23 protein-coding genes are annotated in these 19,895 nt (G+C 65.5%); 8 read left to right on the top strand and 15 right to left on the bottom strand.

Annotation, left to right across the window (positions count from 1 at the left end; genetic code table 11):
- Positions 1 to 11 precede the first annotated feature (11 nt).
- Positions 12 to 1,478 carry a sodium:solute symporter family protein gene (locus Q1A36_RS05405; RefSeq protein ID WP_299840788.1) on the top strand — a complete coding sequence of 489 codons (1,467 nt, stop codon included), beginning with the start codon at positions 12 to 14 and terminating at the stop codon, positions 1,476 to 1,478.
- A gap of 41 nt (positions 1,479 to 1,519) precedes the next feature.
- Here Q1A36_RS05405 and Q1A36_RS05400 read toward each other — a convergent pair whose 3' ends face one another.
- From Q1A36_RS05400 to Q1A36_RS05370, 7 genes are all read right to left on the bottom strand, one after another.
- Entirely contained in the window at positions 1,520 to 2,290 is a 771-nt protein-coding gene (locus Q1A36_RS05400; RefSeq protein ID WP_299840785.1) for an ABC transporter ATP-binding protein, read from the bottom strand.
- A gap of 337 nt (positions 2,291 to 2,627) precedes the next feature.
- Complete coding sequence (locus Q1A36_RS05395) at positions 2,628 to 3,311, bottom strand: ABC transporter substrate-binding protein (protein WP_299840783.1); 684 nt, start codon at positions 3,309 to 3,311, stop codon at positions 2,628 to 2,630.
- Complete coding sequence (locus Q1A36_RS05390; RefSeq protein WP_299840781.1) at positions 3,193 to 4,116, bottom strand: hypothetical protein; 924 nt, start codon at positions 4,114 to 4,116, stop codon at positions 3,193 to 3,195. Before Q1A36_RS05390 ends, Q1A36_RS05395 begins: the two co-directional genes overlap by 119 nt.
- 73 nt (positions 4,117 to 4,189) lie before the next feature.
- Entirely contained in the window at positions 4,190 to 5,161 is a 972-nt protein-coding gene (locus Q1A36_RS05385) for an NtaA/DmoA family FMN-dependent monooxygenase (protein WP_299840779.1), read from the bottom strand.
- 25 nt (positions 5,162 to 5,186) lie between these two features.
- Positions 5,187 to 5,402, bottom strand: a complete 216-nt coding sequence (locus Q1A36_RS05380) for a hypothetical protein (RefSeq protein WP_299840777.1) — start codon at positions 5,400 to 5,402, stop codon at positions 5,187 to 5,189.
- A complete protein-coding gene (locus Q1A36_RS05375) occupies positions 5,389 to 6,099 on the bottom strand; it encodes a TauD/TfdA family dioxygenase (RefSeq protein WP_299840775.1) in 711 nt (236 codons plus the stop codon). The genes Q1A36_RS05380 and Q1A36_RS05375 overlap by 14 nt, the downstream gene beginning before the upstream one ends.
- A gap of 17 nt (positions 6,100 to 6,116) precedes the next feature.
- Positions 6,117 to 6,602 carry an NAD(P)H-dependent oxidoreductase gene (locus Q1A36_RS05370; RefSeq protein WP_299840773.1) on the bottom strand — a complete coding sequence of 162 codons (486 nt, stop codon included), beginning with the start codon at positions 6,600 to 6,602 and terminating at the stop codon, positions 6,117 to 6,119.
- A gap of 388 nt (positions 6,603 to 6,990) precedes the next feature.
- Here Q1A36_RS05370 and Q1A36_RS05365 point away from each other — a divergent pair, with 388 nt between their 5' ends.
- Complete coding sequence (locus Q1A36_RS05365) at positions 6,991 to 7,575, top strand: alpha/beta fold hydrolase (RefSeq protein ID WP_299840771.1); 585 nt, start codon at positions 6,991 to 6,993, stop codon at positions 7,573 to 7,575.
- Entirely contained in the window at positions 7,568 to 7,759 is a 192-nt protein-coding gene (locus Q1A36_RS05360; protein WP_299840769.1) for a hypothetical protein, read from the top strand. The genes Q1A36_RS05365 and Q1A36_RS05360 overlap by 8 nt, the downstream gene beginning before the upstream one ends.
- Before the next feature lie 12 nt (positions 7,760 to 7,771).
- Here Q1A36_RS05360 and Q1A36_RS05355 read toward each other — a convergent pair whose 3' ends face one another.
- The 3 genes from Q1A36_RS05355 to Q1A36_RS05345 form a co-directional block, all read right to left on the bottom strand.
- Positions 7,772 to 8,653: a DMT family transporter gene (locus Q1A36_RS05355; RefSeq protein WP_299840767.1), complete on the bottom strand. Its 882-nt coding sequence runs from the start codon at positions 8,651 to 8,653 to the stop codon at positions 7,772 to 7,774.
- 166 nt (positions 8,654 to 8,819) lie between these two features.
- Positions 8,820 to 9,119, bottom strand: a complete 300-nt coding sequence (locus tag Q1A36_RS05350; RefSeq protein WP_101752920.1) for an HU family DNA-binding protein — start codon at positions 9,117 to 9,119, stop codon at positions 8,820 to 8,822.
- A gap of 149 nt (positions 9,120 to 9,268) precedes the next feature.
- Positions 9,269 to 10,753: an AMP nucleosidase gene (locus tag Q1A36_RS05345; protein WP_299840762.1), complete on the bottom strand. Its 1,485-nt coding sequence runs from the start codon at positions 10,751 to 10,753 to the stop codon at positions 9,269 to 9,271.
- A 182-nt stretch (positions 10,754 to 10,935) separates the two neighbouring features.
- Between Q1A36_RS05345 and Q1A36_RS05340 the strand changes: the two genes are divergently transcribed.
- From Q1A36_RS05340 to bluB, 5 genes are all read left to right on the top strand, one after another.
- Positions 10,936 to 11,787 carry an SDR family oxidoreductase gene (locus Q1A36_RS05340; protein WP_299841117.1) on the top strand — a complete coding sequence of 284 codons (852 nt, stop codon included), beginning with the start codon at positions 10,936 to 10,938 and terminating at the stop codon, positions 11,785 to 11,787.
- Between the two features lie 48 nt (positions 11,788 to 11,835).
- On the top strand, positions 11,836 to 13,059 hold the full coding sequence (locus Q1A36_RS05335) for a UbiH/UbiF/VisC/COQ6 family ubiquinone biosynthesis hydroxylase (protein WP_299840760.1): 1,224 nt from the start codon (positions 11,836 to 11,838) through the stop codon (positions 13,057 to 13,059).
- A 67-nt stretch (positions 13,060 to 13,126) separates the two neighbouring features.
- Complete coding sequence (locus Q1A36_RS05330; protein ID WP_299840758.1) at positions 13,127 to 14,050, top strand: ornithine cyclodeaminase; 924 nt, start codon at positions 13,127 to 13,129, stop codon at positions 14,048 to 14,050.
- On the top strand, positions 14,047 to 14,436 hold the full coding sequence (locus Q1A36_RS05325) for an acyl-CoA thioesterase (protein ID WP_299840756.1): 390 nt from the start codon (positions 14,047 to 14,049) through the stop codon (positions 14,434 to 14,436). The genes Q1A36_RS05330 and Q1A36_RS05325 overlap by 4 nt, the downstream gene beginning before the upstream one ends.
- Positions 14,437 to 14,443: 7 nt before the next feature.
- Complete coding sequence (gene bluB / locus Q1A36_RS05320) at positions 14,444 to 15,127, top strand: 5,6-dimethylbenzimidazole synthase (RefSeq protein ID WP_299840754.1); 684 nt, start codon at positions 14,444 to 14,446, stop codon at positions 15,125 to 15,127.
- A 4-nt stretch (positions 15,128 to 15,131) separates the two neighbouring features.
- On the opposite strand, the gene Q1A36_RS05315 is transcribed toward bluB, so the two are convergent.
- The 5 genes from Q1A36_RS05315 to Q1A36_RS05295 form a co-directional block, all read right to left on the bottom strand.
- A complete protein-coding gene (locus Q1A36_RS05315) occupies positions 15,132 to 15,824 on the bottom strand; it encodes an HAD family acid phosphatase (RefSeq protein WP_299840752.1) in 693 nt (230 codons plus the stop codon).
- A gap of 70 nt (positions 15,825 to 15,894) precedes the next feature.
- Positions 15,895 to 16,680: a 5'-nucleotidase, lipoprotein e(P4) family gene (locus tag Q1A36_RS05310; protein ID WP_299840750.1), complete on the bottom strand. Its 786-nt coding sequence runs from the start codon at positions 16,678 to 16,680 to the stop codon at positions 15,895 to 15,897.
- 96 nt (positions 16,681 to 16,776) lie between these two features.
- Positions 16,777 to 18,030: an MFS transporter gene (locus tag Q1A36_RS05305; RefSeq protein ID WP_299840748.1), complete on the bottom strand. Its 1,254-nt coding sequence runs from the start codon at positions 18,028 to 18,030 to the stop codon at positions 16,777 to 16,779.
- Positions 18,031 to 18,168: 138 nt separating this feature from the next.
- Positions 18,169 to 18,765 carry an outer membrane lipoprotein carrier protein LolA gene (locus Q1A36_RS05300; protein ID WP_299840746.1) on the bottom strand — a complete coding sequence of 199 codons (597 nt, stop codon included), beginning with the start codon at positions 18,763 to 18,765 and terminating at the stop codon, positions 18,169 to 18,171.
- A 139-nt stretch (positions 18,766 to 18,904) separates the two neighbouring features.
- The gene (locus Q1A36_RS05295) at positions 18,905 to 19,861 is read right to left on the bottom strand and encodes a glutaminase (RefSeq protein WP_299840745.1); all 957 of its coding nucleotides are present in this window, start codon (positions 19,859 to 19,861) and stop codon (positions 18,905 to 18,907) included.
- Positions 19,862 to 19,895: the final 34 nt, after the last annotated feature.

Raw genomic sequence — 19,895 nt, 5'->3', positions numbered from 1 at the left:
GAGGAGAAGCTTTGGCTTGGTATCTGACCTATACCATCGTGTATTTCGCGGTGATGTTCGCCATCGGGTTCTATTACTTTTTCAAGGTCAAGACATCCGATGACTATCTGATTGCCAGCTGGAACATGGGGTTCTGGTCGATCACCGGCACCATCATCAGCACCTGCGCCGGCGCCGCCGTCTTCATTGGCTGGGTCGGCATGGGCTATACCGTGGGCGTCTCGGGCTTCATGAAATTCGCCCTGCCCTCGATGATCTTCAGCATGATCCTGATCTGGTTCTTCAGCGGTCCGCTGCGCCGGCAGCGGCTCTACACGCTGGCCGACCTGTTTTCCGAGCGTTTCGGCTCAAGGGTCGGGCTGATCCCCTCGATCTTCTCGGCTTTCATCTATTCGGTGCCCACGACGGCGCTGCAGATCGTGGGCATGAGCACCCTTTTCGCCACGGTCTTCGGCGTGCCCTATAACTGGGCGATCCTTCTGTCCTTCGCGCTGATCCTCGGCTTCACCATCTTGGGCGGGCTGATCGCCACCATCGTCACCGACGCGCTGCAAAGCGTCATCGTGATTGCCGGCATCTTCATCCTGTTCTTCGCCGCCATGCGCTTTGCCGGTGGCCCTGCCGAGATCATCGCGAATTCCGATCCGGCCCATCTCAGCCTCTTCGGCGCGGGCGGTGCCTCGGACGTGCTGATCTTCGCGCTGACGGTCGGGCCGTTCTATCTGGTCTGGCAATCGACCTGGCAGCGCATCTTCGCCTCGCGCACCGAGCGCATCGCCATCGCGGCGGGGATGACCGGCTTCGGCATCTTCGCGGTCATCGCCGTGCTGCCCTATCTGATCGGGTTGAGTGCGGTGCAATTCGTGCCCGAGGGGATGCAGCCCGACATGCTGTTCTCCTATCTGACGGTCGAGCTGCTGCCCCCGGCGCTTGGCGGCATCGTCCTGATCGGGCTTCTCTCGGCGCTGATGACCGGGGCGGACAGCTTCATCCTGCAAGGCAGCTCGAACCTGGCCGAGGATTTCTATCGCCGGCTCATCAACCCGCAGGCCACCGAGCCGCAGAAGATGGCGGCGGCGCGGATCAGCGTGGTGATCATCTCGGTCCTGTCGCTGATGGTCGCCTATCTGATGACCGATATCATCAGCGCCTATCAATGGGCGCTCCGGCTTTCGACCACGACGCTGGTGATCCCCTTCCTGGCGGTGATGTTCTGGCCCCGCGCCACGGCCAGGGGCTGCGCCGCCGCGATGATCCTCGCCATCATCGTCACCATCGCCTGGCCGCTGATGGGCACCGGCATCGATCCGGTCATTCCGGGGGTGATCGTCAGCCTGCTGGCGCTGGTGATCGTCAGCCTGATGACCGAGCATTCGCCCGAGGAATGCCCGCGCGCGGTCTATTGGGACGACCTGCCGACCGCCGAAACGCGCGGCGCGCCCGGCGAGCCGGAGGGCGCGGTGATGGCGGCGCAATAGCCCGCCTGAAGAGGGACCGGGCAATCACGCCCGGTCCTCGTTCAATGCAGACCGAGTTGCGCCATCAGCTGCCGGCGCAGGGCCACGAACTTGACGCTGCTGCGGTCCTTGGGCTGAGGCAGTGTGATCTCGATCAGTCTGCGCTTGCTGCCCCTGCCCTTAGGAAGGACAAGCACACGATCGGCAGGGAAGATCGCCTCTTCGAGGTCATGGGTGACGAGGATCATCGTCACCTGTTCTTCCCGCCAGATCCGTGCCAGTTCCTCCCGCATGGTCAGCCGCCTCATCGCATCCAGCGCGCCAAGCGGCTGGTCCAGCAGCAGATTCCCGGGTTGTACGATCAGCGCCCGGGCGATGCCGACACGCTGGGCCATACCCCCTGACAATTGCCGGGGATAGGCCTTCTCGAACTCCTCGAGCCCGACCAGCCGGATATGGTGGTGGGCGCGCTGCTCGGCTTCGGATCGCGAAACACCCCTCACCTGCAACCCGAAAGCGACATTCCCCAGCACAGTCAGCCAGGGCAACAACCGCAGCTCCTGAAAGATGATTGCACGCTCGGTGCCGACGCCCTGCACCGGATCGCCGTCGATCAACACCGATCCGGAATCCGGCGCCTCGAGCACGGCGAGAATGCGCAGAAGCGTGCTCTTGCCGCAGCCCGAGGGGCCGACGATCGCCAAGGCCTCGCCGGCTTCGACCCGAAACTGCAGGTCGCGCAGAACGTTCAGCGGCTGGCCATTCAGCGCGAAGGATTTCGCGAGATCACGGACCGTGACATCGCCGCAGCGGATGGTGTCAGCCTCGGTCATCCGTCTCGCCTTTCCTGACCACAGGCGCCTCGGCCTTGGCATCGTCGCCGGTGGTGTAGAGAATGTCCTTCGCAACCACCGCGCTCTTCCCGACCGAGCCCTCGCGCTCCAGCGCGTCAATTCAGAACTGGATATCCTGCTCGAACGGCAGCCGACCCTCGCGCACGCCATAGCCAAGGAAATACTGGGCCATCTCGGGACTCTCACCGCGCTCGGCCAGGACCCGGGCAAGGATCTCGCAGGTTTCGGCGGGATGCTTGCGGGCATAGCCGAGCGCCTTGGTCGAGCCCTCGACGAAGGCCTTGGCCTCGGCAGGATACGCCTCGATCCAGTCACGTCACAGAACCACGAAGCCGCCGGCGATATCGCCCAGCACATCGGTATCGTCAAAGACCGGGCGCGAGCCGCCTTTCGTCAGCGCTGCGCCGGTGAAGATCGTCTGCCAATAGCCAATAGCCAATAGCCAATAGCCAAAGGCCGAGACATCGACCTGCCCCGAACGCAGCACCTGTTCCAGTTGCGGACCGGGCAGGGCGATCAGTTTGGCGGCACCCTTCCGCAGGCCCTTCTGCTGCAGCCCCTCGCGCACGGTATAGTCCAAGTCCGCGCCAAGCGTCTTCACCGCGACCGTCTTGCCGACGATATCCTCGATGGATCGGATCGGACTGTCCTCAAGCACATAGAAGATCCACCGCACCTCGTCATTGATGCCGTTCGAGGGATAGGCGGCGACGAAATCATTGCCGGCGGCAATCGAGTTCAGCACCGCCGCAGTGGCTGCCGACCCGATATCGACGCTGCCTGCGGCCAACGCCACCAGAGAGGCTGGGCTACCCTGCGCATGGCCGACCTTTTCGAGGGTAATGCCTGTGCCGTCGAAATAGCCCAGCTCGTCGGCCCCCTCATGGGCCGATATGCCGCCGTGGCTGGTCAGATGGCGAATGGTGACATCGGCGAAGACGGGGTGCCAGCAAGGCCCGGGGGCCGAGGTCAGCGCAAGCGCGCGAAAGGTGATGCTCATGGCTCTGGTTCCTTCTGTGATGGGAAGATGCGATCAGTGCGGCACGTCGGCCCAACGACCGATGCGGCGTTGCTGGGTGACAAGGACGGCATTGGCAGCCAGCCCAAGCACGGCCAGCAGGAAGATCGCGGCGAACATCTGCGGGATCAGTAAATTTTACCGGGCGTTCATCACCTGAAAACCGAGGCCCCTGTTGGCGCCGATCAACTCGGCGGCGATCAGCAGCAGCAGCGCGGTCGTCGCCGAGAGGCGCAGCCCGACAAAAATCGGGGTACGGCGGCGGGCAGCACGACGTGGCCAAAGATGGTGGAGTGGCTGACAACAAAGGTGCGGCCATCTCGATCAGCTTGCGATCGACCTCTTTCACCCCGCTGATGGTCGCGAGCAGGATGGGAAACAGCGTGACCCGGAAGATCACGAAGACCTTCGAGGCCTCGCCCAGCCCGGGTAGCAGGATGAACACCGGATAGAGCGCCAGCGCCGAGGTCTGGCGAAAGAACTGCAGGATCGGGTCCAGCGCTTGTTCGACCCGGCGGATCTGGCCCATGAACAGCCCCAGCGGAATGTCGATCAGCACCGCAGCGCCATAGGGCAGACCCGAGCGCCGCAGGCTGATGGCGATGTCATCCAGCAGCGCGCCACCGGCAATGCCCTGCCACACCGCCAGCGCGATCCTGTCCAGTGGTGGGAAGATGCTGGCGTTGATCCAGCCCTGTGTGGCGCTGATCTGCCAGATGGCGAGAACGCTCAGCAAAAATCCATAGCGGCGCAGAACGGAGCGGTCGGCTGCCAGCTCCCGGCTCAAGAGGATAGTGCCGGGGGATCGGTCGCTCCTGCGGGACTGGATCGGGTTGTCGATGCTTTGCAGGGTGCTGGGATCACTCCGCCGCATGGGCCAGACGATGCTGAACCGCCCAACGGGTTTCGGGGAAGGGAAGGCCCAGATTTTCGCGCAGTGTTGTGCCTTCGTAGGCGGTGCGGAACAGCTCGCGCCGCTGCAATTCTGGCACCACCAGATCGACGAAATCCGTCGGGCCGCTCGGCAGCCAGGGCGGCAGGATGTTGAAGCCATGAGCCCCCTCGTTTTCGAACCTGTCCTGCAGGATGTCGGCGATCTGTCCGGGCGTGCCGATCAGGGTGAAATGCCCGCGGGCCGAGGCGACATGCTGGTAAAGCTGGCGGAAGCTAAAGCCGTTCTCATCGGTGATCTGCCGGATCAGGGCCTGCCGCGACTCCATTCCCTCGGTCGGGGCGTCCGGCGGCAGCGGGCCGTCAAGGTCGACGCCGCTCAGGTCCAAGGTGCCGCCGGTCAGCCCCTTGGTCAGCGCGATGCCATCTTCTTCGAGGATCAGGCCGGCCAGCCTGTCGTATTTCTCGCGCGCCTCGGCCTCGGTCCGCCCGATGAAGGGCGAGACACTGGGCATGACCAGGATATGCGAGGGATCGCGCCCCAATGCCGTCGCCCGCGCCTCGATGTCGCGATAGAAGTCCTGCGCTGTGTCCGACTTTTGATGCGCAGTAAAGATCACCTCTGCGGTTGCAGCCGCCAGACCGCGTCCGCCGTCGGACTGGCCCGCCTGAACAATGACCGGATGGCCCTGACGGCTGCGAACGACATCGAGCGGCGCCGTCACCCTGAAATGCTCGCCACGGTGATCAGCCGGATGGATCTTGGCCGGGTCAAAGAAGCGTCCGCTGTCATTGTCATGCAGGACGGCGTCATCCTCGAAGCTGTCCCACAGCTTTTTCACCACCTCGACATGCTCGGACGCGCACTTGTAGCGGAAGGCATCGGGATGCTGCTCATCGAGGTTGACGTTATGCGCCGCGATGTCGTTGGCGGTCGTCACCACATTCCAGCCCGCCCGTCAGAGATCAGATCCAGCGAGGCGAATTTGCGGGCGTGTTATAGGGTTTCTCATAGGTGGTCGATGCGTTGGCGATGAAGCCGAGATTACGGGTCAGCGGCGCCAATGCCGAACACAGTGTCACCGGCTCGACCCCCGCAATCTTGGAATTGCCGCCCTCGGCCCCGGTGCCAAAGGCGATGGCCAGACTGTCGGCAAGGAAATAGGCATCAAACAAGGCCACGCTCGGCCTCCTGCGCCGGTTCGACATGGAACGCAAAGCTGCTTGCCCCGTCGACCGGGCTGTCAGGATCGCGCGAGGCGGCGATAAGCTGGCCACCACCGGGAAGGAAGGCGCCAAGGCGTATCTTGGGGGGCACGGGAGTTCTCCTCGTCTGGGTCTGGTCAGGCGCTTGCCGGACGGCGGGGGTGCTGCGGCGGTCGTCGACGACCACCGACACATCGCCGGCAATGGTCACGCGGCGAACCACGCGATGGATATCTCTGTAGTCGTTGACGGCGACGTGCTGGGTGGCCCGGTTATCCCAGATCGCCACATCGCCCTGTCGCCAGCGCAAGCGCAGGGTGTTCTCGGGCGCGGTCGCATAGGACTGGAAGAGCTCATACTTCCGCTGTGGCTCGCCCCGGTTCAGGCCCGCGATCCGCTGAACAAAGCCGCCCAGCAGCATGTTGAGATCGCCGGTTTCGGGATGGACGCGCACCAAGGGGTGCTCGGTCTCGTCGGCCGTCGAGGCGAAGGCCTCGGCGTGATAACGACTGTCCTCGGCGCGGGGGCGCGCGCGTGCTGCGGAATAGTCATGGCTGCTGGAATGGATCGCCCTCAGGCTGTCCGCCAGTCGCTGCAGCGGCTCGGGCAAGTCGTCATAGGCGGCTGCGGTATTGGCCCAAATGGTATCACCGCCCTCGGCCGGAATCACCACCGCGCGGTCAATGCGGGTCAGAAGCGGGGCGCCCGGAGGCGGATCTCGCTGAAATCCGCGCCCGAGGCATAGATGCGGGTCGGCAGGCTGACCGTCTCGAAGAAGCCGAGAAATGGGCGCAGCTGATGCTCGATCACCAGCGCGTGCTTTACACCGCCGCCGGTCGCGATCAGCAGCACCGGCTTGCCGGCCAACGCGGCGGGATCGATGAGATCGAAGAGATGCTTGAAAAGCCCGGTATAGCAGCCCTTATAGACCGGGCTGCCTACGACCAGCGCATGCGCCGACAGGATCTGCTTGATGATGGTGCGGGGCAATCCGTCCAGATCCTCCAGCGGCGGCGCCGCACCCCGAGCCGGCTGGAGGTCGCTCAGGTCATGGTCGGTAGCGATGGCGCTGAAACGGGCGGCGGCGCGGGCGGTCCCCCGATCGACAAGCGTGCGGGTCCGGAATGGCCGGCCAAGGTTTCCGGCAATGCCGGCGATGCGAAGTGTTATTGGCATCTCAAAATCACGACTTAATTTGTCGAGTAGGTCGGCGCAGAGCGACAGATCCGGGAATTCCAAATCACGACTTGGAATCAGACGATTTCGACCGTCCCTGCCAGAGGAAAGAGAGAACTCCTGCTTTCTGGTCGTCGGGCAGGGAACGGGCGGCCGCGAGGATTGCCGGTGAACCACCGGTCCCGCGCCAGCTGAATTTGCACTTCGGGGCCCAGCCTGTGCTGCCCAGGGCCGGTTTCGGCCCGAAACGTCATCACCCCGTAAAACAAGGGTGATAGTTCCAGAGAGAGAAGAAGCTTCCCTTTTTGCGGCCATCTTTAGACTCCCTAAATCACGATATTCTTAGTAGATTTATCTGACACACAGGTTCAATCGATCGGAGCGAGACATGACCAAGACGCTGATCGTCCCCGGGCTTGAGGGGTCTCCGGCCCCGCATTGGCAACATTGGTGGGCCATGACCGATCCGCAGGCACTGACGGTCGACCTGCCCGAAACGGCGCAGCCGAACCCCGATCACTGGGAGATCGAGCTGGCCGGCGCCATCCTGCGCCATCCCGACAGCATCCTTGTCGGCCATTCGTTGGGGTCGATCCTGATCGCCCGGCTTCTGTCGCGCTGGCCGCAGTTGCGGGTCCGCGCCGCCGTGCTGGTCGCGCCGGCCGAGACCTTCGGCAGTGACCGGATCGGGCAGTTCGGACGCATCCCGGAACAGGCGCTCGACATTCCCACGACCGTTGTCGCCAGCCATGACGATCCCTGGATGGGCTTTTCCCGCGCCGCCGGACTGGCCGACGCCTGGGGCAGCCGGCTGATCGACCTGGGCCGCGCCGGCCATATCAACAGCGCGGCGGGCTTCGGCCCCTGGCCCGAGGCCAAGCGGTTGCGCGATGACCTGCTGCTCCGCTCGGCCCGCCCCGCCGCGTTGACAGCTCGCCCCCTCTTCCGCGACAGGAGTTCGCACCATGCTTGACGGACATTCACATCACGAGCCCACCGACCTCCTGACCCGCAGCCCGCGCGAGGCCGTCCTCCACCGGATCAGGCCGGAGGAGCGGGGTCACAGCGCGGATGCGGCTGAGATTTGGCGCGCGCCCCTGCATTTCGGCTTCACCCTCGGCCTGATCATGGCCAGGCAGGTGACGGGGGTCAGGTGAGGCACCGCTGACCTAGCCGCTGGCGCGACCCTGCACCTTGGACAACTGCACCATCAGGATGCCGGCCGCGACGACCAGCGCGCCGATCAGGTCGGTCGGGCCGAAACGCTCGCCCAGGAAAGCGGCGGCAATGCTGACGCCAAGGAAGGGCGTGAGGAAATGGAAGGTCGCCGCGCGGGTGGCGCCGATGCGGCCGACCAGCCGGAACCAGATGAAGGTGGCCAGCAGGCCCGGACCCAGCACGGTATAGAGAAAGGCCCAGATCAGCGTCCAGGACCACTGGATGTCGCTCCAGCTTTCGAAGGCGACGGCCAGCGGCAGCAGCACCACAGACCCCACCAGCATCTGCAGCGCCACCATCATCAGCACGTTCCGCCCGCCGCCGGCGCCGCGCAGCACCAGCGTCGCAACAGTCAGCGCGACCACGGCGAGAAGGCACATGATGACGCCAATCGGATCCAGCCCGTCGCTGATCCGCGATCCCATGATCAGCGCCACCCCGGCAAAGCCGACTAGCAAGCCGATGATCGCGATCGGACGCAGCTTCTCGCCATAGAAGACCCAGCCCGCCGCCGCGACCAGAAGCGGCAGCATCGAGGCGATGATCGAGGCGGCCGAGGCCTCGACCCATTGCATCGCCACCCAGTTCAGCCCGAGATACAGCGCGTTCTGGCAAAGGCCGAAGATGATGACCATGCGCCATTCGGCCCGGCTGAGCTTCCAGTTCTGGCCCATGGCACGGGCGAGGATCACGCCCAGAACCGCCGAGATCAGAAAGCGGATGACCAGCGCGGTCAGCGGCGGGGCATCAAGCACGATCACCCGGGTCGAGGCAAAGGCCGAGGACCACAAGAGGCCGAAACTCAGCCCCATCAGGATCGCGCGGATATCCATGTCCCTGCCTCCATTTGCAGCATCTGCAACCGCCGGCTAGCAGCTTGCGCGACAATTGAAAAGCCGGCGCGATCCAGCGCACCGGGCCGGTCAACGATGCCCGCCCCCCGAAATGCAAAAGGCCGCGCCCAACTGGCGCGGCCCCGGAATCTTGCCTGTGACAGGATCAGGCGTTGACGCTGTCCTTCAGCGCTTTCGCAACAGTCACCTTGACCTGCTTGTCGGCCGGTTTGGTCATCATTTCCTGGGTCTGCGGGTTGCGGACCTGACGCTCGGGACGCGCGCGGCAAGCGATCTTGCCAATGCCCGGCAGCGTCACCGAACCACCATTCGCCACCTCGCGAGTGACCACGGCGGTCAGCGCGTCCAGGGCGGCGGCGGCGGATTTCTTGTCCGAGCCCATCTCGTCGGCCAGGGTCGCGACCAGCTGGGTCTTGGTCATCGGTTTCGCGTTCACGTTAGCCATTAAACTGTCTCCTCAGTGCCCTGTTGAAGGCGTTATGGATTGCGCCGTTCCGGCGACACAAAGCCTGCTACACACGGTTTTGACTCTTAGATCAAGTATTTTTCGCTGAAAATGCGCGTTCTTGCCCAGTCTGCAAAGCTTCCGTAGGGTCAAAGGAAGGCCGTCTCGCTGAAGGACCGCAACTTCCGGCTGTGAATCCGTTCCAGCGGCATCTCGCGCAGCTTCTCCATCGCTCTGACTCCGATCAGCAAATGGTTTGCGACCTGCGCGCGATAGAAATCCGTGGCCATCCCGGGCAGCTTCAACTCGCCATGCAGCGGTTTGTCGCTGACGCAGAGAAGCGTGCCGTAAGGCACCCGGAAGCGGAAGCCGTTGGCGGCGATGGTGGCGCTTTCCATGTCCAGCCCGACGGCGCGGGACAGCGACAGCCGGTGCACCGGGCCGGACTGGTCGCGCAGTTCCCAGTTGCGGTTGTCGATGGTGGCGACGGTGCCGGTGCGCATGATCCGCTTCAGTTCGAACCCGTCGAGCTGGGTGATCTCGGCCACCGCCTCCTGCAGCGCCACCTGCACCTCGGCCAAGGCCGGGATCGGCACCCAGACCGGCAGGTCGTCGTCCAGAACGTGATCCTCGCGCAGATAGGCATGAGCCAGCACGAAATCGCCAAGCCGCTGGCTGTTCCGCAGCCCGGCGCAATGGCCGACCATCAGCCAGGCATGGGGACGCAGCACGGCGATATGGTCGGTCGCCGTCTTGGCGTTCGACGGGCCGACGCCGATATTGACCAGCGTGATCCCCTGCCCGCCCTCGCGCGTCAGGTGATAGGCCGGCATCTGCGGCATCTTCTGGTCATGCGGCAGGGGCTGGTTCGGGTCGGTGATGACGTGATTTCCCGGCGCCACGAACGAGGTATAGCCCATCGACGGATCGGCCAGCGCCCGGCGGGCATAGGCCTCGAACTCGTCGACATAGAACTGGTAGTTGGTGAAGAGAACGAAGTTCTGGAAATGCTCGGGCGCGGTCGCGGTGTAATGCGCCAGCCGCGCCAGCGAGTAATCCACCCGCTGCGCGGTGAAGGGCGCGAGGTGCAGCGCCCCGTCGGCATGGGGCACGGCCTTGCCGTTGACGATGTCGTCGTTCATCGTCTCGAGGTCCGGCACGTCGAACACATCGCGCAGGCTGAAATCCAGCACGCCTTCTTGCGGAACGTTCAGGTCCGACTGGCTCGAGACGGCGAAATGCACCGGGATCGGCGTCTCGCTTGGCCCGATCGTCACCGGCACGCCGTGGTTGCGGATCAGAAGGCCGATCTGCTCGGTCAGGTAATTGCGGAAGAGATCGGGCCTTGTGATCGTCGCCACATAGCTGCCGGGCGTCGTTACATGGCCGAAGGACAGGCGGGAATCGGTGGGGGTATGGCTGGTCGTGGTCAGCCGCACCTCGGGATAGAAGGCGCGATAGCGGGCCTTGGGCTTTCCGCCCTTCAGGGTCTCGACGAAGTGATCCAGCAGGAACTGCGTCGGCTCGTGATACAGTTCTTCCAGACGGGCGACGGCGGCCTTGGCATCGGTGAATTGTTCGCGCGGTGCCGCCGGTGGCGTCTCGACCGGCAGAAAGCGGCTGTCGTGGTTCATCTGCGTCTTCCCTGATGGTTCCGGCGAATGTGCCAGCCGGAGGCGATGCTGACAAGAAGCCGAAAGCGCCGGGCCGCCGCTGCCACGGCCGCCTCCGACCCTCGCAATCCACCGCGCCTGCGGCTAGTTTGACAGGCCAAGGCAACAGGGGCGTGACAGTGGCCGAACCAACAGAACCGCAGATGCTGATCCTCGGCCATGGCTATTCCGCCGGCTTCCTGACACCGCTGCTGCGCGAGGCGGGCTGGCAGGTTGCGGGCACCACCCGCAGCCGCCGGGCCGAGGTTGCCGCCGCCGGGGCCGAGCCGATGCTCTGGCCGGGCGATGAAGCCGCGATCCGTGACCGCATCGCCAGCGCCGATGCCATCCTGGTCAGCGCCGCCCCCGGAGCGGAGGGCGATCCGGTGCTGGCTGCCTTCGCCGATGACCTGCGCCGCGCAAGCCCGCGCTGGTTCGGCTACCTTTCGACCACCGGGGTCTATGGCGATCGCGGCGGCGACTGGGTGACAGAGGACTCGCCACTGGAGCCTTCGACCACACGCGGTCAGGCACGCGTCGAGGCCGAGGCGGCCTGGCAGCGCCTTGCGGGCGAGGCCGGCTGGCCACTACACATTTTCCGCCTCGCCGGCATCTACGGCCCGGGCCGGGGGCCGTTTGCGAAGCTGCGCAACGGCACGGCGCGGCGGATCATCAAGCCGGGACAGGTCTTTTCGCGCATCCATGCCGAGGATATCGCCCGCGTGCTGATGGCCTCGATCAGGGCTGAGGGGCCGGGCGCGATCTACAATGTCTGCGACGACGACCCCGCCCCGCCGCAAGAGATCATCGCCCATGCCGCCACGCTGATCGGACGGCCCGTTCCCCCGGCCGAGGATTTCGCCACCGCCGAAATGACCCCCATGGCCCGCAGCTTCTATGCCGAGTCAAAGCGCGTCTCAAACGCCCGGATCAAGCGCGAGCTGGGCATCGAGCTGCTTTACCCCGATTATCCAAGCGCGCTGGCCGCGATCCTCAGGGCCGAGGGGCGCGGCTGACCATGCACCGCATTTACAACCCGGCCCGACCATGCTTGACCCTTTCCCATGAAAGCTGATTTCGACGTTCTCATTGCCGGTGGCGGGCTGAACGGCCCGACCCTTGCGCTGGCACTGGCCGGCGCGGGTCTCTCGGTCGCCGTGGTCGATGCCCGGCCTGCCGATGCCCGCGAAGCCGATGATTTCGACGGCCGCGCCTATGCGCTGGCGCTGGCCTCGCAGCGGCTGTTGAAGGCGCTCGGCCTCTGGGGCGAGTTGGCGGGGAACAGCCAGCCGATCCTCGAGGTCAAGGCCTCACAGGGGCAGCCGGGCGATGGGGCGGGCCTGTTCTTCCTGCATTTCGACAGCGCCGAGATCGAGGAGGGCGCGGTCGGCCATATGCTCGAGGACCGCTTCCTCTATCGCGCGCTGCTGAAGGGGATGGCGGGCAAGGTTACGCTCATGGACGGGGTGTCCGTCACCGGGCAGGAGGCCGGGCCGGCCTCGGTCACGGTCGAACTTTCGAACGGTCGGCAGCTGACGGCGCGGCTGCTGGTCGGGGCGGACGGGCGGCGGTCGGGCGTGGCGAGCCGCGCCGGAATCAAGCGGCAGGGCTGGGATTACGGCCAGACCGCGCTGGTCGCGGCCATCGACCACGAGTTGCCGCATCACGGCATCGCGCATCAATATTTCATGCCGACCGGCCCGCTGGCGATCCTGCCCTTGCCCGGCAATCGCAGCAGCGTGGTCTGGTCGGAAACCCGGGAGAATGCCAGTGCCATCAGCGCCCTGCCCGATGACGGTTTCCTTGACGTGCTGCGCCCGCGCTTTGGCGATTTCCTCGGGCCGATCGCCTTGGCGGGCCCGCGCTTTTCCTATCCGCTGTCGCTGTCGCTGGCCGAGACCTATATCGCGCCGCGCGTCGCCATCATGGGCGATGCCGCGCATGGGGTGCATCCGCTGGCGGGTCAGGGGCTGAACCTTGGCCTGCGCGACGTGGCGGCACTGGCCGAGGTGCTGGTCGAGGCGGCGCGGCGGGGCGAGGATATCGGGTCCGAGCCGGTGCTAAGCCGATATCAGGGCTGGCGGCGCTTTGACGCGACCAGTCTGGCGTTGGGGATGGATGCGGTGAACGGGCTTTTCGGCAGCGACAACCCGCTGATCCGCACGGCGCGGGGCCTGGGCATGGGGCTGGTCAGTGCAGTGCCGCAACTGCGCCGTGGTTTCATGCGGCAGGCGGCAGGTCTGTCCATCGACCCGATGCCGCGCCTTCTGACCGGGCAGCCACTGTAACACCCGACCGGCTTGTCGCCCGCCCGGCGCCCGGCTAGGGTCGCCCGACACGGTGAAAGGGACCGCCATGACCCCGCAGATCATCGGCCCCGAGGCCGAAGCCCGGCTGGACTGGATCGCATTGACCGAGGCGCTGGCCGCCGGCCATGCCCTGCCCCCGGCCGAGATTGCCGACAGTTTCCTTTATCGCGGCGAGGATACGCTGCTGACGCGCTCGGCCTGGATCGACGGGCTGGGGCTCGCGGTGAAGGCGGCGACCGTCTATCCCGGCAATCCCGCCCAAGACCGACCGATGATCAACGGCGTGGTGAACCTGATCGATGACGTGACCGGGCAACTGGCGGCGCTGGTCGATTTCCATCTGGTGACCAAGTGGAAGACGGCGGGCGACAGCCTGCTTTCGGCGAGGATGCTGGCGCGCAAGGACGCAAATCGGGTGCTGATCGTGGGTGCTGGCAAGGTCGCCCATTCGATGATCGACGCCTATCGCGCGATGATCCCTGATGCCACGTTTACGATCTGGAACCGCAGCAAGGGCGCGGCCGAGGCGCTGGCCGCCGAGACCGGGGCGGGGGTGTCGGGAGATCTGGCCGAGGCGGTGGCCGGGGCCGAGATCATCGCCACGACGACCATGGCGCGCGAGCCGCTGATCCGGGGCGAGTGGCTGACGCCCGGCACCCATCTGGACCTGATCGGCGCCTATCGCCCCGACATGCGCGAGGTCGATGATGCCGCGCTGAAACGCGCCCGGCTGTTCGTCGACAGCCGCAAGACCACCATCGGCCATATCGGCGAGATCCAGATCCCGCTGGATCAGGGCGTCATCACCGAGGCCGACATCGTTGCCGATTTCTACGACCTGCCCTCGGGCCGCTATGCCCGGACCAGCGACGCCGAGATCACCATCGCCAAGAATGGCGGCGGCGCGCATCTGGACCTGATGACCGCCCGCTATATCCTCGATGCCGCCAGCCAGGGAGCCCGCGCATGAGCGACGAGACGATGCCCGATTGCAGCCCGACCATCCGCACCATCGCCATGCCGGCGGATACCAACCCGGCGGGTGACATCTTCGGCGGCTGGCTGATGAGCCAGATGGACCTTGCGGCGGGTTCCATCGCCTCGCTGACGGCGCGCGGACGCAGCGCCACCATCGCCGTCGAGGGGATGAAGTTCCACCGCCCGGTCAAGGTCGGCGACGAGGTCTCGCTTTATGCCGAGATCGAACGGATCGGCCGCAGCTCGATGGATATCCATGTCGAGGCCTGGCGCCGCGAGCGCGACAGCGAGACGGGCCAGAAGGTGACCGAGGCCACCTTTACCTTCGTGGCGCTGGATGCGAACGGCAAGGCGCGCCCGGTGAAGCCCGAGGCCTGAACCCGCCATGTCCGATCAAACCAGCCCTGCACCCTGCCGAGCGAGGGTGTTTTCCGCGAGCGAGCGGCAGGCGCTTTACGACATCATCGCCCATCGCCGCGATGTGCGGAACGAGTTCCTGCCCGACCCGATCGACCCCGAGGTGCTGACCCGCATCCTGCGCGCCGCCCATGCCGCGCCCTCGGTCGGCCTGTCACAGCCCTGGAACTTCATCCTGATCCGCGATGCCGCGCGCCGGGCCGCGGTGAAGCGCGCCTTCCTCAAGGCCAATGACGAGGCCCGCGCCCTGTTTCCCGAGGACCGGCAGTCGCAGTATGCGGCGCTGAAACTCGAGGGGATCGAAAAGGCGCCGCTGAACATCTGCGTCACCTGCGACCGCAGCAGGGGTGGCAAGGTGGTGCTGGGGCGCACGCATAACCCCGACATGGACCGCTATTCCACCGTCTGCGCGGTGCAGAACCTGTGGCTGGCGGCGCGGGCCGAGGGGATCGGCGTCGGTTGGGTCAGCATCTTCAACGAGGCTGATCTGCGGCCCATCCTGGGCCTGCCCGACCATATCGCCATCATTGCCTATCTGTGCCTCGGCCATGTCGATGACCTGTTCGACCGCCCGGAACTGGCCGCCCGTGGCTGGGCCAGTGTCGCGGATCTGGACGCGATGGTGATGGAGGAAGGCTGGCAGGCGCGCTGAGGCGTCACTCCGGCTTCGGCGCGTCCCAGGGGCGCAGATCGGCCTCCATCCACGTCCCATGCGCGGCATTGGGGAAGACGATCCAGTCCTGACCCCAGCGCTCGGCATGGGCCTCGGTCCGGGCATATTGCTCGTCCAGCGTGGCATTGGCGAAATCGCCGTGGAAATCGTGCAGCGTATCGCCAAGCAGCAGCACGATCTTGTGGTCGCGCGCGATCAGCGCGCGCCGCTCGGTCTTGGGCGCGCCAAACAGGTGCACCCGGTCGGGCGTGGTCTGCGGCAGTTGCAGCTGCGCCAGCGTCGCCATCGTCGCCGCCTTGTTCTCGCCGAAACGGTCCGAGACATAGAAGATCGCCACGCCAAGACGGTCGGCCAGCGTCAGAAACTCGGCGGCACCGGGGATCAGGCCGGGGGTGCCGTGCAGCTCCCACAGCTTCCAGGTCTCGATATTGTCGAAGCCCTCGGCTGCCGTCGCCGCATGGGCCATGACGGCGGAATTGTCGAAGACCGTCTCGTCGATATCGGTCACGACGGCCAGACCCGCACCGGTGCCGCCATTCGCCGCCACCGCCTCGTTGAGACGCAGGGTCGCCAGGACATAGCACTGCCGCTGCAGCGCCCGCACCTCGGCAGAGAGCTGTTGATATCGCACCGCCGTCACATGTTCACTGGGATGGGGGCGATTGTCGTCGGGCATGGGGATTATCCTTCGGGGTGGGCGCGCGACCGGCTTAGGCCCGCCGCGCGCCGAGGTCAAATCGCGGGGTCTATTCCCAAGGCTCGATCACTTCTTCCGCCGCCCAAGCGGTCAGCGGCGCCTCGGACCAGGTGCCGTAGCTGGCATTGGGGAAGACGATCCATTCCTTGCCCCATTTCGCCGTTTCCTCGGTGACGGTTCCCTTCTGCTGATCCAGCGGCGTCTTGCGGAAGCGGCCGTCGAAATCATGCAACGTATCGCCCAGCAGAAGGATGATCTGGTGATCCTTGGCGACCAGATCACGACGCTCGACCTTGGGCGGACCCAAGAGCAGCACCGACTCCTCGCTGACCTGCGGCAGGCCAAGCGCAGTCAGCGTGGCCAGCGTGTCGACCTTCTGCTGGTCCGAGCGGTCCGAGATATAGCGGATGGTCACGCCCTTTTCGTTGGCGTGGTTCAGGAACTCCAGCGCGCCGGGGATCAGCGTCGGCTGGCCGTCACGCTCCCAAGGCAGCCAGGTGTCCCAGGCATCATAGGTGTGGCAATTGGCCAGATCGCGGGCCAGCAGCGCGCTGTTGTCGATCACCGTCTCGTCCAGATCGGTGACGACGGCCAGCTTGGCCGGGTCGGCCGCGCCCTCGACTGCGGCATCCAAACGCTCGGTGGCGATGTTATAGGCCTGCAACTGCAGTGCCCGGATCTCGGCCGATTGCTGCTGGAAGCGCAGGCCCATGGTGAACTGGGCCACGTCGCAGCTGTCGGCGGCAGCCTCGGCCGGGGCATCCTGCGCGGCAAGCGGCTGCGCCATGAGCGCGGCAGTCACGGCCGCCAGCGCGGTAAGGCGGGTGTTTCTCATTCTTCTCTCCCTGGTCTGAACCCTGCCGCAAAACGGGCGGCAGAGCCGAAGCCTAGTGAGAAGACCTGCGCCCCGCAATGCGGGACGGCAGGGGTCTCAGGCGGCGGCGGGGGCCGCCGGCAGACGCGCCGGTTCCTCGCGGATCGGCAGGTGGATCAGCGCGCTGATTGCGCCGACGCCGACACCGATCCACCAGACCAGCGTGTAGTTGCCATAGACATCATACAGCCAGCCGCCCAGCCAGACGCCGAGGAACGAGCCGATCTGGTGGCTGAGGAAGACGAAGCCGTATAGCGTGCCCATGTAGCGCAGCCCGTAGATATAGGCGACCAGACCCGAGGTCAGCGGCACCGTGGCCAGCCACAGCCCACCCATGACCAGCGAGAAGACGATGACCGTCGTGGGGGTGATCGGCGTCAGGATGAACGCGGCCGCCGCGATGGTGCGGAGCGTATAGATCCCCGCCAGCAGGTATTTCTTGGTATAGCGCTTGCCGAGCCAGCCCGACAGGATCGAGCCGGCGATATTGGCCAGACCGATCAGCGAGATGGCGATGGCGCCAAGGGCCGAGGTGGTGGTGATGCCGATCGAGGCGAGGATGCCGGTCGGGCTGATAGGCCCGCACATCTCGGCGATCATGGCGGGGAAATGCGCGGTGATGAAGCCAAGCTGATAGCCGCAGGAGAAGAAGCCGGCGAAGATCATCAGATAGGACGGGTCGCGGAAGGCGCGCTTCAGCACTGTGCCCATGCTCTCCTCGAGCTCGGAGCGGCTGGCCGGCTTGCTGTCACCCAGAAGCGGCAGGAACAACATGCAGCTGAGCACGATGACGCCGAAGATGATGAAGACCATCTGCCAGCTGTAGAAGGCCAGCAGGATCTCGGCCAAGGGCGCGCCAAAGACCTGCCCGGCCGAGCCGGCGGCAGTGGCGATGCCAAGGGCAAGGCTGCGGTTCTCGTCGCTGGCGGCGCGGCCGATGACGGCCAGGATGACGCCGAAGCCGGTGCCGGCGATGCCGAAGCCGACCATCACCTCGAGCATCTGCATGGTCTCGGGCGTGGTGGCGAAGGCCGTGAGGATCAGCCCGGCGGAATAGAGCAGCGCACCAAGGATGATCGACCAGCGATCCCCCCAGCGTTCCGCCAGCGCCCCGAAGATCGGCTGGCCGATGCCCCAGGCGAGGTTCTGGATGGCAATGGCCAGCGAGAACTCGGCTCGCGGCCAGCCGAACTCCTCGCCGATCGGGATCTGGAACATGCCGAAACTGGCGCGCAGCGCGAAGTTGATCAGCAGGATGATACAGCCGCCGATGAGGACGGGCGTGAACAGGCGGGCGTGCGAGGCTGACATGGATCTTCACCGGGTAATGACCCGTTAACCGATGGCCGGTCATCTGACGAAGATCAAGCGGACAATTTTTGATGAATGCATCAGCCGGGCTGATGGATCAGCCCGGCCGAGCCGGTTTCGGCGATCAGTCCGGCGCGGTCACTTCCGCCGGGCGACCTCGTCATTAATCGAGAAGGTCGAGGCCGGGAAGCGTGCGCCCTTGGCCATCTCGCCGAGGATCACCGTGGTCTTCTCGCCGGCATTGTCGGTCACGACCCATTGGCGCAGCTCGGTCGGGCCGGCGGTGAAGACCATCTGGATATTGCCGTATTCCGGATGGGCCGGGTCCTGCGCGGTGACGACGGTGCTGTTCTTCTGCTCGCTATGGCCGGTGACCATATTGGCGCGGCCAAGGTTCACGTTTTGCGCCAGGATGATCGACAGCGGCGTTTCCGACAGCGGGTATTGCTGCGGGCCGTTGTTCGACTTGCTGTCGAAGACCGCGACCTGCCCGCCCGAGGCGAGGACAAGCTGCTTGTCGTTGTTATACTCGAACCGCACGCGGCCCGGGCGCTGGATATAGATCTGACCGGTCGATATGCTGCCGTCATTGTTCACCTGGGTGAACTTGCCGTTCATGGTGCTGAGGCCGTTCAGATAGTTCGACAGCTCGTTGAGCGAGATTTTCTCGGCCATCGCGGGCAGCGCGAAGGCGAGGGCGAGGACGGGCGCGAGGGCGAGTGAGCGTATTTTCATGGCCCCGATCATGGTTGATTCTCCAATGACTTGCACATCACGAATGATGGATGGCTCGCGGCCCGAACGCTCGCGCCGCGGTGAGGGTTCCGGCAAGTCTGCGTGACCTTTCGGCACAGGGACCGCGTCCGTCCCAGCCTCAGCCAAAGACCGACCAGCCGGTGAACTCGGCCAGCTTCTCCGCCGCATAGGCTCCGGCGCGGGAATTGCCGGTGGCGTTCAGGCCCGGCGACCAGATGGCGATCGAGGCGCGGCCGGGGGCGACCATCAGGATGCCGCCGCCGACGCCCGACTTGCCCGGCAAGCCGACGCGGAAGGCGAAATCGCCGGATTCGTCGTAATGCCCGCAGGTCAGCATCAGCGCGGTGATCCGCCGCGCCCGGGCCGGGGCAAGGATCGCGGGCGCGCCCGGCAGACCGGCGATGACCCGGCCGGCGCGGGCCAGTTGCAGGCAATCCATCTCGATGGCGCATTGGTGGAAATAGGTGCCAAGCGTGTAATCCACCGGGTTCTTCAGGTTGCCATAGGATTTCAGGTAATTGCCAAGCGCGCGATTGCGATCGCCGGTGGCCTGTTCCGACATGGCAACGGCGCGGTCGATATGGATGGCGTCATCGCCGGCGGCGGCGCGGATGAAATGGATGATCTCGGCCAGCGCATCGCGCGGCGTCCGCCCGGTCAGCAATTCGTCGGTGACGACCAGCGCGCCGGCATTGATGAAGGGATTACGGGGAATGCCCTTCTCAAGTTCCAAGAGCAGGATCGAATCGAAGCGCGAGCCCGAGGGTTCGCGCCCCACCCGCTGCCAGATCTGCTCGCCGATCCGGCCCAGCACGCAGGACAGCGAAAACACCTTGCTGATCGACTGGATCGAGAAGCCCACTTGCGAGGCCCCGGCATGGCACAGGCTGCCGTCGGCCAGCTGCACCGCGATGCCGAATTGCGCCAGCTCCACATCCGCCAGTTCCGGGATGTAATCGGCCACCTTGCCCCAGTCGGCGCGCGCATGGATCTCGGCGGCGAGCCCGGTCAGGAACTCCTGCAGCGCCTCGGGCGAGGGATCGGCCCTGCCCCGGTCCGGTTGTGCCTGCGGCATGGCTCTGCCCCCTCTGCGATGCTCTGCCCCCTGT

Origin of the sequence: uncultured Paracoccus sp., from assembly GCF_947487305.1 — a bacterium.
GTDB lineage: Bacteria > Pseudomonadota > Alphaproteobacteria > Rhodobacterales > Rhodobacteraceae > Paracoccus.
The sequence above is the reverse complement of the archived record's forward strand: the minus strand, read 5'-3'. Positions and strand labels throughout refer to the sequence as shown.